This window comes from Pseudomonas sp. 20-5, from assembly GCF_056782835.1.
In genome coordinates this window covers 4,128,110-4,141,668 of the sequence record NZ_CM165584.1, presented here as the reverse complement: position 1 = coordinate 4,141,668, position 13,559 = coordinate 4,128,110, and the positions used below count along the sequence as shown (strand labels likewise).

Annotated in this window: 12 protein-coding genes; 11 read left to right on the top strand and 1 reads right to left on the bottom strand. The window is 65.5% G+C overall.

Annotated features, from left to right (window positions below; translation table 11 throughout):
- The gene (locus tag AC1RB9_RS19010) at positions 1-615 is read right to left on the bottom strand and encodes a TetR/AcrR family transcriptional regulator (protein WP_003082696.1); all 615 of its coding nucleotides are present in this window, start codon (positions 613-615) and stop codon (positions 1-3) included.
- A gap of 157 nt (positions 616-772) precedes the next feature.
- Here AC1RB9_RS19010 and AC1RB9_RS19005 point away from each other — a divergent pair, with 157 nt between their 5' ends.
- From AC1RB9_RS19005 to ilvA, 11 genes are all read left to right on the top strand, one after another.
- The gene (locus AC1RB9_RS19005) at positions 773-2,314 is read left to right on the top strand and encodes an MFS transporter (protein ID WP_003449497.1); all 1,542 of its coding nucleotides are present in this window, start codon (positions 773-775) and stop codon (positions 2,312-2,314) included.
- A 626-nt stretch (positions 2,315-2,940) separates the two neighbouring features.
- Positions 2,941-3,936, top strand: a complete 996-nt coding sequence (gene cyoA, locus AC1RB9_RS19000) for a ubiquinol oxidase subunit II (protein WP_003082702.1) — start codon at positions 2,941-2,943, stop codon at positions 3,934-3,936.
- 6 nt (positions 3,937-3,942) lie between these two features.
- Entirely contained in the window at positions 3,943-5,919 is a 1,977-nt protein-coding gene (gene cyoB / locus AC1RB9_RS18995) for a cytochrome o ubiquinol oxidase subunit I (RefSeq protein WP_003449501.1), read from the top strand.
- A gap of 3 nt (positions 5,920-5,922) precedes the next feature.
- Positions 5,923-6,552 carry a cytochrome o ubiquinol oxidase subunit III gene (gene cyoC, locus AC1RB9_RS18990; protein WP_003086858.1) on the top strand — a complete coding sequence of 210 codons (630 nt, stop codon included), beginning with the start codon at positions 5,923-5,925 and terminating at the stop codon, positions 6,550-6,552.
- A complete protein-coding gene (cyoD, locus tag AC1RB9_RS18985) occupies positions 6,552-6,887 on the top strand; it encodes a cytochrome o ubiquinol oxidase subunit IV (protein ID WP_003109258.1) in 336 nt (111 codons plus the stop codon). Before cyoC ends, cyoD begins: the two co-directional genes overlap by 1 nt.
- 10 nt (positions 6,888-6,897) lie before the next feature.
- Complete coding sequence (cyoE, locus tag AC1RB9_RS18980; RefSeq protein ID WP_003082726.1) at positions 6,898-7,788, top strand: heme o synthase; 891 nt, start codon at positions 6,898-6,900, stop codon at positions 7,786-7,788.
- A gap of 238 nt (positions 7,789-8,026) precedes the next feature.
- The gene (locus AC1RB9_RS18975; protein ID WP_003082728.1) at positions 8,027-10,225 is read left to right on the top strand and encodes a TonB-dependent receptor; all 2,199 of its coding nucleotides are present in this window, start codon (positions 8,027-8,029) and stop codon (positions 10,223-10,225) included.
- 128 nt (positions 10,226-10,353) lie between these two features.
- Positions 10,354-10,686, top strand: a complete 333-nt coding sequence (locus AC1RB9_RS18970; protein ID WP_003082731.1) for an ElaB/YgaM/YqjD family protein — start codon at positions 10,354-10,356, stop codon at positions 10,684-10,686.
- 59 nt (positions 10,687-10,745) lie between these two features.
- Positions 10,746-11,258, top strand: coding sequence for a hypothetical protein (locus AC1RB9_RS18965; protein ID WP_003123080.1), 513 nt, complete (start codon positions 10,746-10,748; stop codon positions 11,256-11,258).
- A 266-nt stretch (positions 11,259-11,524) separates the two neighbouring features.
- Complete coding sequence (locus AC1RB9_RS18960; protein ID WP_003082737.1) at positions 11,525-11,932, top strand: YybH family protein; 408 nt, start codon at positions 11,525-11,527, stop codon at positions 11,930-11,932.
- Positions 11,929-13,476, top strand: a complete 1,548-nt coding sequence (gene ilvA / locus AC1RB9_RS18955) for a threonine ammonia-lyase, biosynthetic (protein ID WP_003082739.1) — start codon at positions 11,929-11,931, stop codon at positions 13,474-13,476. Before AC1RB9_RS18960 ends, ilvA begins: the two co-directional genes overlap by 4 nt.
- Positions 13,477-13,559 lie beyond the last annotated feature (83 nt).

Genomic DNA, 13,559 nt, shown 5'->3' with positions numbered 1-13,559 from the left:
TCAGTCGCTGGCACCGAGCAGGCGCAGGAAGGCATCGGCGAGTTCGCCGGCCAGCGGCTGGGTATCCAGGCGGCCGCCGGCGATGGCGTCGTCGGCGGCGCCATGCAGCCCGGAGTAGAGCAGCAGGGCGTTCAGCCGTGGGTTGCGCAGCGGCCAGGCGCCGGCCGCCGCGCCGTTCTCCAGTAGCTCCGCCAATTGCTCCAGCACGCGGTCGCGCTCCTGGTTGCCGCGCTGGTGGTGATGGTGTTCGCTGTAGACCACATCGTGCAGCCGGTAGCCCTCCAGGTAGCCCGCCAGGCCGCTCTCGGTCCAGGCGCGCAGGCGGCCGGGATGGTCGTTCGCCGGACAGGCCTCGACGGCATTCGCGATGCGCTGCTGGAAAGCCTGGGTGAAGCGCTCGCGCAGGGCCAGGAGGATGTCGGTCTTGGCTTGGAAGTAGTGATAGAAGGTACCCTTGGCGACCCCCGCGGCAGCGACGATGTCGCTGATGGTGGTGGCGTCCACACCCTTGTCTAGGAACAGTTGCTGCGCCGCCGCCATCAGTTCCTCGAGACGAACCTCCGCAGGCTTGGTGCGCGGTTGGCGGGCAGGCTGTTCGGCGTGGCGATCGGGCATGGAGCGCGGGTCCGGTGGTTGGGTTGGCCGCAGTGTAAAAGAGCGTGGAGGGGAAGACGAGGCATGACAGGAAGATGAGAATGTTTCGCGATATTTATTGACTGACCGTCGGTCAATGGATTATTCCTGGGCCAGCGCCCTCTCATCGGAGTACTCCATGAACCCTTCGCGTCGTGTCGCCCTGGTCGCCGCCATTTACCTGGGAACCTTCATCGCCTCGCTCGACATCAGCATCGTCAACCTCGCCCTGCCGACGCTGCAGTACGCCCTGGATACCGACTTGGCCGGCCTGCAGTGGGTGGTCGACGCCTATGCGCTGTGCCTGAGCGCCTTCATGCTGTCTTCCGGACCGCTGAGCGACCGCTACGGTCGCAAGCTCACCTGGCTGCTCGGGGTCGGCCTGTTCAGCTTCGGTTCGCTGCTCTGCGCGCTGGCCACCTCGCTGCCGCTGCTGCTGTTCGGACGCGCGGTCCAGGGCATCGCCGGGGCGCTGTTGATACCCGGCGCGCTGTCGATCCTTACCCAGGCTTTCCACGATCCCGGCCAGCGCGCCCAGGTGATCGGCGGCTGGACCTCCTTCAGCGCGCTGTCGCTGATCCTCGGCCCGCTGCTCGGCGGCCTGCTGGTGGAGCACGCCGGCTGGCAGAGCATCTTCCTGATCAACCTGCCGCTCGGCCTGCTGGCGCTCGCCCTGGGCCTGTGGGGCATCGAGGAAACCGCGCACCCCGAGCACGCCGCCTTCGATCCTCTGGGGCAGCTGCTCAGCGTGGTCTGGCTGGGGGCGTTGACCTACGCCCTGATCGCCGCGGGAGAGGGCGGCTGGTTGTCTCCCACGGCCTGGCCGGCGCTGCTCCTGGCCGGGGTCGGCCTGCTTGGCTTCCTCTTCGTCGAGCGGCGGACCGCCCGACCGCTGCTGCCCCTGGGGTTGTTCCGCCAGGCCGGGTTCGCCGTCTGCAACCTGGCCTCGTTCGTCCTCGGTTTTTCCGGCTACGCCAGCCTGTTCTTCCTCTCCCTGTTCTTCCAGCAGGTGCAAGGTGCCTCGGCGCAGCAGGCCGGCTTCTATCTGGCGCCGCAGTTCCTCGCCATGGGCGCACTGTCCATGCTGTTCGGCCGGTTGCAGCGGCACGTACCGCTGCGACGCCTGCTGGTGCTGGGCTACCTGGTGATCGGCCTGGCCATGCTGGCGCTGGCCACTTGCGGTACGGGAACCGCGTATCCCTGGGTCGGCCTGTTGCTGGTGGCGCTCGGCCTGGGCATGGGCCTGGCCGTTCCCGGCACCGGTCTGGCGGTCATGGCGAGCGTGGCCCGCGAGCGTTCCGGGATGGCCTCGGCGACCATGAATACCCTGCGCCAGGCCGGCATGGCCGTCGGCATCGCGTTGCTGGGAGCGCTGCTGAGCGGGCGGGCGATCGTCGTCCTGGGCGATCGGCTGGAGGAGCTGGGGATTGCCGATGCGCAACGGCTCGCCACCCAGGCGATCACGGCCCATCGCTTGCCTGGTTCCCTGGCGGGGCTCGACGCCGAGCTGCCGGCCGCGCTGGCCGAGGGCTTCCGTCTGGCTATGCTGGTGGCCGGAGCCAGCGCCCTGCTGGCCGCCGCGCTGCTCTGGCGCCTGCGCGTTAGCGCCGGCCCGGCGGCGGATACAGTTGGCGCATCTGGACGAACGGCAGGGGTACAGTTGCAGGCCGATAGACACTGACTCTCGGGTCACGATGCTGGCGTGGGGGCGATTTCCTTGCGTTATGCTGCTTGAAGCGAAGAATATTCGCGTATTCCAACTGTTGTGCTAGGGTATGGCCTGCGACAACCTGTCGCAGGCAGGTAAAAGCCCTACTTTATCTATGTTTGAGAAAGTCTATTGCAAGATGTGTCATAGGCTCCTCAGCTGAAATGAATTGTAATAACTGACGCTCAGTTTCGGTCCAACGAGCGTCGCGCGAGTCTCTGCTCCGCATCGCGATAAATGGGTTCCTGCCTTGCCTGTTGCACAACAAATAGCCGACCGATAACTGCGACCTGATCACCCGGCGGGAAGGGCAATCCTTCTCGCCCAGGCATGCACGTGCCTTGGCCGCCCTTGGCCTCTTCCGGCACAGCTTCGAAAACGCTGTTCATCAAGGAACGACTCAGCGCGTGGAACGAGTCCGCCACCGGAATCGGGAAAGGTATCCGCTTGCCTTCTCCCGTGGCCGGGCAATGGCCGTTCCGTACCCCGGCGGCGACTGCATGTCTGGAACTGGCTGAAGCCAGCGGTCTCCGCCACAAGCCTTGCAAGGAGACATCCATGAGCGACCACTCGCTCCTTCCATCGATTAAGGCCGGAAGATGACCAAAGCAAACCCGTTTGCCGCATTGAAATGGCTTTCCCTGGCGCCCGCGCTGCTGCTCGGCGGCTGCGACATGACCCTGTTCAACCCGAAAGGGCAGGTGGGCATGGACGAGCGCACCCTGATCATTACCGCGACCCTGCTGATGCTGATCGTGGTCATCCCGGTGATCGTGATGACCCTGGCGTTCGCCTGGAAGTACCGCGCCTCGAACACCCAGGCCGAGTACAAGCCGGACTGGCACCACTCCAACCGCATCGAGGCGGTGGTCTGGCTGGTGCCCTGCGTGATCATCGCGATCCTCGGCTGGATCACCTGGGAAAGCACCCACAAGCTCGACCCGTACCGTCCGCTGGACTCCGAGGTCAAGCCGGTCACCATCCAGGCCGTTTCGCTGGACTGGAAGTGGTTGTTCATCTACCCGGAGCAGGGTATCGCCACGGTCAACGAGATCGCCTTCCCGAAAGACACCCCGGTGAATTTCCAGATCACCTCGGATTCGGTGATGAACTCGTTCTTCATCCCGCAGCTGGGCAGCCAGATCTACTCGATGGCCGGGATGATGACCAAGCTGCACCTGATCGCCAACGAAGAAGGCGTGTTCGACGGTATCTCCGCGAACTACAGCGGCGGCGGTTTCTCCGGCATGCGCTTCAAGGCCATCGCCACCTCCGAGCAGGGCTTCCAGGACTGGGTCGCCAAGGTCAAGGCGGCACCGGCCAGCCTGTCGATCGGCACCTATCCGGAACTGGTCAAGCCGAGCGAGAACGTTCCGCCGACCTACTTCTCTTCGGTCAGCCCGGAACTGTTTGGCCACATCCTCACCAAGTACGAGCACCACGGCGACGCCAAGGGTGCCGCGCACGGCGAGCACGCCGGGGCTGAGCACGAAGCCGCCATGACCGGTCACGACATGCAGGACATGGACATGCAAGCCATGCAGGGCATGAAAGACATGAAGGACATGCACATGCAACCGAGTACCCAGGAGTAAGCGCAGATGTTCGGGAAACTGACACTCTCGGCCGTGCCTTACCACGAGCCCATCGTCATGGTCACACTGGCCGTCGTCGCCCTGCTGGGCCTCGGCGTGGTCGGTGCGATCACCTACTACCGCAAGTGGACCTACCTGTGGACCGAGTGGCTGACCTCGGTCGACCACAAGAAGATCGGCGTGATGTACATCGTCGTCGCCCTGGTCATGCTGGTCCGCGGCTTCGCCGACGCGATCATGATGCGCGGCCAGTTGGCCCTGGCCGAAGGCGCCAACCACGGCTACCTGCCGCCGGAGCACTACGACCAGATCTTCACCGCGCATGGCGTGATCATGATCATCTTCATGGCCATGCCGTTCATGACCGGCCTGATGAACCTGGCCGTGCCGCTGCAGATCGGCGCGCGCGACGTGGCGTTCCCCTTCCTCAACTCGCTGAGCTTCTGGCTGCTCGTGGTCAGCGCCATGCTGGTCAACGTGTCGCTGGGCCTGGGCGAATTCGCCCGTACCGGCTGGGTGGCCTATCCGCCGCTGTCGGAGCTGGCCTATAGCCCCGGGGTAGGGGTGGACTACTACATCTGGGCGCTACAGATATCCGGGATGGGCACGTTGCTCACGGGGATCAACTTCCTGGTCACCGTGTTCAAGATGCGTGCCCCGGGCATGAAGCTGATGCAGATGCCGATCTTCACCTGGACCTGCACCTTCGCCAACATCCTGATCGTCGCCTCGTTCCCGATCCTCACTGCTGCGCTGGGCCTGCTGTCGCTCGACCGCTACCTGGACATGCACTTCTTCACCAACGAGCTCGGCGGCAACGCCATGATGTACATCAACCTCTTCTGGGCCTGGGGCCATCCCGAGGTGTACATCCTGATCCTGCCGGCCTTCGGTATCTTCTCCGAGGTCACCGCGACCTTCGCCGGCAAGCGCATGTTCGGCTACAAGTCGATGGTCTGGGCCAGCGCCGCGATCACCTTCCTCGGCTTCACCGTGTGGCTGCACCACTTCTTCACCATGGGTTCGGGCGGTGACGTCAACGGCTTCTTCGGCGTGGCCACCATGCTGATCTCGATCCCCACCGGGGTGAAGCTGTTCAACTGGCTGTTCACCATCTACAAGGGCCGCCTGCGCTTCAGCACGCCGATCCTGTGGACCCTGGGCTTCATGGTGACCTTCACCATCGGCGGCATGACCGGCGTCCTGCTGGCCATCCCGGGCGCGGACTTCCTGCTGCACAACAGCCTGTTCCTGATCGCCCACTTCCACAACACCATCATCGGCGGCGCGGTATTCGGCTACCTGGCCGGCTTCGCCTTCTGGTTCCCGAAAGCGTTCGGCTTCACCCTCGACGAGAAGTGGGGCAAGCGTTCCTTCTGGTGCTGGCTGGTGGGCTTCTACATGGCCTTCATGCCGCTCTACATCCTCGGCTTCATGGGCATGACCCGTCGCCTGAACCACTACGACAACCCGCTGTGGAAGCCCTACCTGGTGGTCGCGTTCTTCGGCGCCGTGCTGATCTTCTGCGGCATCGCCTGCCAACTGATCCAGCTGTTCGTCTCGGTCCGCAACCGCAAGCAACTGGCCGACGTCAATGGCGACCCGTGGGAAGGCCGCACCCTGGAATGGGCCACTTCCTCGCCGCCGCCGTTCTACAACTTCGCCGAGCTGCCGAAGGTACAGGACGTGGATGCCTTCCACGACATGAAGAAGGCCGGCACCGCCTACCGCAAGCTGCCGGCCTACCAGCCGATCCACATGCCGAAGAACACCGCCGCGGGCTTCTCCATCGCCGTGTTCGCCTTCCTCTTCGGCTTCGCCGCCATCTGGCATATCTGGTGGCTCATGGCGGTCGGCTTCGTCGGCATGATCGGCTCCTTCATCGTGCGCAGCTACAACCAGGACGTCGACTACTACGTCCAGCCCGAAGAGATCGAGAAGATCGAAAGCGCCCGTTTCCAGCAACTCGCCAAGCAGGTCTGAACCATGTCGACGGCAGTATTGAACAAGCATCTGGCCGACGCCCACGAAGTGGGCCACGACCACGATCATGCACACGATAGCGGCGGCAACACCGTATTCGGTTTCTGGCTCTACCTGATGACCGACTGCGTGCTGTTCGCCAGCGTCTTCGCCACCTACGCGGTGCTGGTTCACCACACCGCCGGCGGCCCCAGCGGCAAGGACATCTTCGAACTGCCCTACGTGCTGGTGGAAACCGCCATCCTGCTGGTTTCCAGCTGCACCTACGGCCTGGCCATGCTCTCTGCGCACAAGGGCGCCAAGGGCCAGGCGATCGCCTGGCTCGGGGTCACCTTCCTGCTCGGCGCCGCGTTCATCGGGATGGAGATCAACGAGTTCCACCACCTGATCGCCGAAGGTTTCGGCCCGAGCCGCAGCGCCTTCCTGTCGTCCTTCTTCACCCTGGTCGGCATGCACGGCCTGCACGTCAGCGCCGGTCTGCTGTGGATGCTGGTGCTGATGGCGCAGATCTGGACCCGCGGCCTCACCGCGCAGAACAACACCCGGATGATGTGCCTGAGCCTGTTCTGGCACTTCCTCGACATCGTCTGGATCTGCGTCTTCACCGTCGTCTACCTGATGGGGGCCCTGTAATGAGCAGCGCTGCACACGACAACCACGGCGCCGGCCACGGCAGCCTGGGTTCCTACGCGATCGGCTTCGTGCTCTCGGTGATCCTCACCGCGATCCCGTTCTACATGGTCATGGACGGCGGCTTCTCGCGCCACGCGACCATCCTCACCATGGTCGTCCTCGGCCTGGTGCAGGTGGTGGTGCACCTGATCTGCTTCCTGCACATGAACATGTCGTCGGAAGGGCGCTGGAACGTGATGGCGTTCATCTTCACGGTGATCGTCATCCTGCTGGTGGTCGGTCTCTCGCTGTGGATCATCTTCAGCGCCGACATGCTGATGATGCCGATGCCCTGAGGGCCATGACGTGAAGCTGAAACGCTATCTCCTGGTGGCCAAGCCGGGAATCATCTTCGGCAACCTGATCGCGGTGGCGGGGGGATACTTCCTCGCCGCCCGCGGCAGCGTCGAGCCGATGCTGTTGCTGGCCACGGTCATCGGCCTGTCGCTGGTGGTCGCCAGTGGGTGCGTGCTGAACAACTGCATCGACCGCGACATCGACCGGCACATGGAGCGGACCCGCGGGCGGGTCACCGTGACCGGGCAGATCTCGCTGAAGGCTGCCCTGGCCCACGGCCTGGTCCTCGGGGTCGCCGGCTTCGGCCTGCTGTGGTGGCGGACCAACCCGCTGACCACCGCGCTGGCCGGCTTCGGCTACTTCGTCTACGTCGGCCTGTACAGCCTGTGGTTCAAGCGTCGTTCGCAGTACGGCACGCTGGTCGGCAGCCTCTCCGGGGCGATGCCGCCGGTGGTCGGCTACTGCGCGGTGAGCGGCCAGTTCGACGCCGGCGCCGCCTCGCTGCTGGCGATCTTCTGCCTGTGGCAGATGCCGCACTCCTATGCCATCGCCATCTTCCGCCTGAAGGACTACGAGGCGGCTGGCATCCCGGTGCTGCCGGTGGCGCGCGGCATCGCGGTGACCAAGATCCACATCGTGCTCTACATCCTCGCCTTCATGGCGGCGACCCTCGCCTTGTGCCTGGGCGGCTACGCCGGCTACGGCTACCTGCTGGTGGCGGTGGCGGTGAGCCTGTGGTGGCTGGCCATCGCCCTGACCGGCTACTGGACCGCCGACGACCGGGTCTGGGCGCGCAAGCTGTTTGCCTTCTCCATCGTCGCCATCACCGCGCTGAGCGTGATGATGTCCATCGACTTCCAGGTGGCGCCCGCCACCCATCTGGTCGCCTCGCTGTTCTGAGGCGACACGCTTTAGGGAAAGCCCCGCCGGTCGATTGGCGGGGCTTTTTTTTGTCTGCGCGATGGCAGGGATGCGGTCGCCGCCTGGCAGAAGGGCCGCGCGGCGAGCCCTCTGTTCCGGGACTCTGCCGTTGGTTATCAGATTTTTCCGGGAGCTTTTTCGGAGCTGTCCGGCTTGTGAAAAAAACCCTCCATCAATCAAATGCCAATGATTCTCAATAACCAAGATGGAGTACTTCATGGATCGTCGCAACGAGCCGTCCCCCTTGCCCACCAAACGCCCGCTGGCGCCGCTGATGCTGTTGATGGCCGCCTGCTCCTCGCCGGCCCTGGCCGAGGACGCGGCGCGCAAGGACGATCCCCTGGAACTGGGAGCCGACACGGTCACCGGCGAGCAGGCGTCGTCCAGGGTCGAACGCTCGGCCTCGGCCAAGTACGCCGTGCCGCTGCTGGATACCCCGCAGACCGTCACGGTGGTGCCGCAAAAGGTGATCCAGGAGCAGAACGCCCTGAGCCTGCGCCAGGTGCTGTCCAACGTCTCCGGCATCACCTTCAACGCCGGCGAGGGCGGCGGCGGTTCCGGCGACAGCATCAACATCCGCGGCTTCAGCGCCAACGCCAACATGCAGGTGGACGGGCTGCGCGACAGCGCCCAGACCAGCCGCAGCGACCTGTTCAACCTGGAGGCGGTGGAAGTGATCAAGGGACCGAACTCGGTGTTCGGCGGCGCCGGCACCAGCGGCGGCAGCATCAACATGGTCAGCAAGCAGCCCAAGGCCGAAGCCTTCACCCACCTGGGCGCCGGACTGGGCACGGACCGCTACCGGCGCCTGACCCTGGACACCAACCAGCCGCTGGAAGGGCTTGGCGAATCGACCGCCTTCCGCCTCAACCTCATGGCCCACCACAACGACGTCGCCGGGCGCGAACAGATCGACAAGCAGCGCTGGGGCATCGCGCCATCCCTGACCTTCGGCCTGGACACCCCGACCCGCCTGACCCTGAGCTACTTCCACCAGCGCGACGACAACCTTCCCGACTATGGCGTGCCGGCGCTGAACGGGCGCAAGCTGGACGGCGTCAGCCGCCACGATTATTTTGGCTGGCGCAACCTGGACGAGGAACGGATCGACAACGACGTCGCCACCCTCAAGCTCGAACACGATTTCAGCGACGACTTCCAGTTGCAGAACCTCATCCGCTATTCCCACCTGCATCGGGACACGGTGATCTCCGCCTCCCACGTCAACCAGAAGGGCCTGCCGCCGGGTCGCTACCTGCCGGCGGGACCGCAAGCCTATGGGCGCGATTCGAAGACGCGGATGTGGATCAACCAGACCAACCTCACCGGCCGCTTCGATACCTTCGGCCTGGCGCATACGCTGATCGGCGGCTTCGAGCTGTCCCGCGAGACCTACGACCGCACCACCTACTCCTACAACCTGGGCAAGTTCTACCCGGCCAACGGCTTCGACCTGCACAACCCGCCGGGCTACTGGAACGGCCCCACCGACAAGCGCGACAGCGCGCGCAACCGGACCGAACTGGAGGTCAAGGCGCTGTACGCCTTCGACACCATCGCCCTGGACGAGCGCTGGGACCTCAGCCTGGGCCTGCGCTACGACTGGATCGACGGCACCTCGCGGAGCACGCCCTCAGGCAAGCCGACGGTGCGCGCCGACAGTTCCGACGGCAAGCTGAGCACACGGGCGGGGCTGGTATTCAAGCCGCTGGAGAACGGGCGGGTGTACTTCTCCTACGGCACCTCCTTCAACCCCTCGGCGGAACACCTGGTCACCACCGGCTCGGGCGTGACCGAGGCGACCGGAGGCCTGGCGCCGGAGAAGAACAGCACCTACGAGCTGGGCACCAAGTGGGAGTTCCTCGGACGGCGCCTGGAGCTGGACGCGGCGCTGTTCCAGGTGAAGAAGGAGGACGCTCGCGAACGCCTGGCCGACGGCAGCTACGTGCTTGCCGGCGAACAGCGCGTGCGTGGCCTGGAGCTGAGCGCCAGCGGCAAGCTGAACGAGCACTGGGACCTCTTCGCCACCTACACCTACCTCGACAGCGAAACCCTGAAATCCAGCAACCCGCAGCGTGAGGGACAGGCCCTGGGCAATACCCCGCCGCGCTCGTTGAGCCTCTGGAGCACCTACGAACTGCCCGAGGGCGTGACCCTGGGCTATGGCGCACGCTACGTCAGCCAGCGCAACGTCACCTCGGTGGACAACGGCAAGCTGGATGCCTACTGGGTGCACAACATGATGCTCGGCTACCAGGCGACGCGCGACCTGAAACTGCAACTCAACCTCGACAACCTGTTCGACAAGGCCTACGTCGAGCGGGTGCGCCAGGTGTACGGCAACCAGTCGCGCTCCTCGGCCATCGAGTACGGCGACGGTCGCACGGCGATTCTTTCGGCGATCTACGCGTTCTGACGGCAGGCAGGCCACGGAAGCCGGCGCCCACTGCCTGGGCGTCGGTTCTTCCCGGCGATTTCCTCTGAACTTTTTCACTGCGGCGCCTATCAACTCCTTTGCAAGTCATTTTTCAGGGAGCCTCTTCGATGGCACGCAAGAACGCAGTGAAAGACAACCTCGAGCAGATCCAGCACCAGAGCTACAGCGAGCTGCAGGAACTGCTCTCCGAAGCCAACAGCATGCTCGCCGACAGCGCCGCCTTCGCCGGCGACAAGGCCGATAGCGCCCGTGCGCGGATCGGCGCGCTGCTGGAGAAGGCCAACGATGCCCTCGGCAAGGGCGGTAGCGCCGTGGCCGAACGCAGCCGCCACGCGGTGGATGCGACGGAAAGCTATATCGGCGCCAATCCCTGGCAGACCGTGGCCATCACCACCGCGGTGGGCCTGCTCGCCGGCTTCCTGCTCGGGCGTCGCTCCTGAGCACGCGGTCGGTGCCGCACAACGGACTCGTTACCTTCGCTTGAAAAAAGGAATTGCCCATGCTTTCGATCAAGAAGAACCTCGGCCTCCTGGCCATGACCGCGGCCCTGGCGGCCTGCGCCTCCAACCCCAACGACCTGCCGGATTTCCCGGAGCATGAATACGCGGCGACCCAGCAGGTGGGCGAGGGCGTGATCAACGGCGACCTGTACCTGACCAGTGCGTCGGGTGCGATCCAGAAGGGGACCAACACCAAGGTCACCCTGGAGCCTGCGACCAGCTACATGAAGGCCTACTACGCGAAGTTCGGCAACCTCGATGCCGCCAAGCGCGATCCCGACGTGCAACCGCCGGTGCTCGACCCGCGACGCGCCACCTACGTGCGCGAGGCGACCACCGACCAGAACGGTCGCTTCGACTTCGACCACATACCCAACGGCACCTACTACATTTCCAGCGAACTGACCTGGAGCGCCCAGAGCGATGGCAAGACCATCACCGAGGGCGGCACCGTCACCAAGCTGGTCACCGTGAGCGGCTCGCAGCCGCAGAAGGTGCTGCTGACCCGCTGATCTCTGGCGGCGCTCGGCCAAAAACGGCAAGCCCCTGCCATCGCGGCAGGGGCTTTTTCCTGCCGGCGCGGCCGGACCGCTTGACAGCCAACGGGCCTGCGCCGTAGTTTCGATACCCATGACCTTCGCGACCCTGCTTACCCGCCGCAGCATTATTACCGCCATTCCAGCTATGGCGGGTTAGCCAGCGTCCACTCCGAACCCGCCCTCGAGGCGGGTTCTTCGTTCTGTCTCCTGGGCCAAAACCACCGAACCGGGAGAACAGCATGCAGCACCAGACCCTCCAGAACCTCGTTGGCCGGGCCGACGCCCTGATCAATGCCGGGCAGTTCGATGCCCTGATGGATTTCTATTGCGACGACGCCACCCTGGTGGTCAAGCCGGGCCTCAACGCCTGCGGCAAGGCGCAGATCCGCCAGGCGTTCGACGCCATCGCCCGGCACTTCGAGCACAGCCTGCGAGTGCGCCAGCACGACCTGCGGGTGATCGAGGCGGGAGATACGGCGCTGGTCATGGCCGAGGCGGTGATCGAGTCGAAGGCCGGACGCCTGCAACGTCGGGCCACCTACGTGTTCCGCCAGGAGGCCGATGGCCAGTGGCGCTGCGCGGTGGACAACTCCTACGGCACCGACCTGCTGGCCTCGGTGGCGGCGAGCGCGGAGGCCAGCCGATGAGCGCCTCGACCCTCAGCGCAAGCAAACCCCTGCTGGCCGGCTACGTGGAAAGCATCCTGGCCGCGCCGGTGTACGACGTCGCCGTGGAAACCCCCTTGCAGGTCGCGCCGCAGTTGTCCCAGCGCCTGGGCAACCGGGTGCTGCTCAAGCGCGAGGACCTGCAGCCGGTGTTCTCCTTCAAGATCCGCGGCGCCTACACCCGTGTCGCGCGCCTGAGCGACGAGCAGAAGGCCCGCGGGGTGATCACCGCCTCCGCCGGCAACCATGCCCAGGGCCTGGCCCTGGCGGCGCAGCGCCTGGGCGTGCGGGCGGTGATCGTGATGCCGCGCACCACTCCCGAACTCAAGGTCAAGGGCGTGCTGGCACGCGGCGGCGAGGCGTTGCTGCACGGCGACGCCTTCCCCGATGCGCTGGCCCATGCCCTGCAACTGGCCGAGCGCGAAGGCATGACCTTCGTCCCACCCTACGACGATCCGGACGTGATCGCCGGACAGGGCACGGTGGCGATGGAGATCCTCCGCCAGCACAGCGGCCGCCTCGACGCGATCTTCGTGCCGGTCGGCGGCGGCAGCCTGATCGCCGGGATCGCCGCCTACGTCAAGCACCTGCGTCCGGATATTCGCGTGATCGGCGTCGAGCCGGAGGATTCCAACTGCCTGCAGGCGGCGCTGGCCGCCGGCGAACGGGTGGTGCTGGGCCAGGTCGGGCTGTTCGCCGACGGGGTGGCGGTGGCGCAGATCGGCGCTTGCAACTTCGAGGTCTGCAAGGACCATGTCGACGAGGTGATCACCGTCGGCAGCGACGAAATCTGCGCGGCGATCAAGGACATCTACGACGACACCCGTTCGATCACCGAGCCGGCCGGCGCCCTGGCCGTAGCGGGGATCAAGAAGTACGTGGCCCGCGAACGCACCGAGGGGCAGACCCTGGTGGCCATCGACTCCGGTGCCAACATCAACTTCGACCGCCTGCGCCACGTTGCCGAGCGCGCCGAACTGGGCGAACAGCGCGAAGCGATCATCGCCGTCACCGTGGCCGAGCGGCCGGGCAGCTTCAAGGCCTTCTGCGCGGCGCTGGGCCGGCGCCAGATCACCGAGTTCAACTACCGCTACCACAGCGACCGCCAGGCCCACCTGTTCGTCGGCGTGCAGACCCATCCGCTCACCGACAGCCGCGCCGACCTGCTCGCCGGCCTGCGCGAGCAGGGCTTCCCGGTACTCGACCTGACCGACAACGAGATGGCCAAGCTGCACATCCGCCACATGGTCGGCGGCCACGGTACCGAGGTGCGCCGCGAGCGGCTGTTCCGCTTCGAGTTTCCCGAACGCCCCGGGGCCTTGCTGAACTTCCTCGACAAGCTCGGCTCGCGCTGGAACATCAGCCTGTTCCACTACCGCAACCACGGCGCCGCCGACGGTCGGGTGCTGGCCGGATTGCAGGTGCCGGACGAGGAGCGCGGCGAGCTGGAGGCGGCGTTGCAAGCCATCGGCTATCCGTACTGGGAGGAAACCCACAACCCGGCCTACCGGCTGTTCGCCGGTTGAGCTGCGCGGCGGTGCGCCAGCGGGACATGGCCCTGTCATGTCCCTCGGCTAGACTCCTGCCAGGGATATCCGCCCAGCGAGGG

What these genes read in the sequence shown, in the direction of transcription:
- AC1RB9_RS19010 (WP_003082696.1), bottom strand. Translation starts at nt 615, where the DNA reads ATGCCCGATCGCCACGCCGAACAGCCTGCCCGCCAACCGCGCACCAAG.
- AC1RB9_RS19005 (WP_003449497.1), top strand. Translation starts at nt 773, where the DNA reads ATGAACCCTTCGCGTCGTGTCGCCCTGGTCGCCGCCATTTACCTGGGA.
- cyoA (WP_003082702.1), top strand. Translation starts at nt 2,941, where the DNA reads ATGACCAAAGCAAACCCGTTTGCCGCATTGAAATGGCTTTCCCTGGCG.
- cyoB (WP_003449501.1), top strand. Translation starts at nt 3,943, where the DNA reads ATGTTCGGGAAACTGACACTCTCGGCCGTGCCTTACCACGAGCCCATC.
- cyoC (WP_003086858.1), top strand. Translation starts at nt 5,923, where the DNA reads ATGTCGACGGCAGTATTGAACAAGCATCTGGCCGACGCCCACGAAGTG.
- cyoD (WP_003109258.1), top strand. Translation starts at nt 6,552, where the DNA reads ATGAGCAGCGCTGCACACGACAACCACGGCGCCGGCCACGGCAGCCTG.
- AC1RB9_RS18975 (WP_003082728.1), top strand. Translation starts at nt 8,027, where the DNA reads ATGGATCGTCGCAACGAGCCGTCCCCCTTGCCCACCAAACGCCCGCTG.
- AC1RB9_RS18970 (WP_003082731.1), top strand. Translation starts at nt 10,354, where the DNA reads ATGGCACGCAAGAACGCAGTGAAAGACAACCTCGAGCAGATCCAGCAC.
- AC1RB9_RS18965 (WP_003123080.1), top strand. Translation starts at nt 10,746, where the DNA reads ATGCTTTCGATCAAGAAGAACCTCGGCCTCCTGGCCATGACCGCGGCC.
- AC1RB9_RS18960 (WP_003082737.1), top strand. Translation starts at nt 11,525, where the DNA reads ATGCAGCACCAGACCCTCCAGAACCTCGTTGGCCGGGCCGACGCCCTG.
- ilvA (WP_003082739.1), top strand. Translation starts at nt 11,929, where the DNA reads ATGAGCGCCTCGACCCTCAGCGCAAGCAAACCCCTGCTGGCCGGCTAC.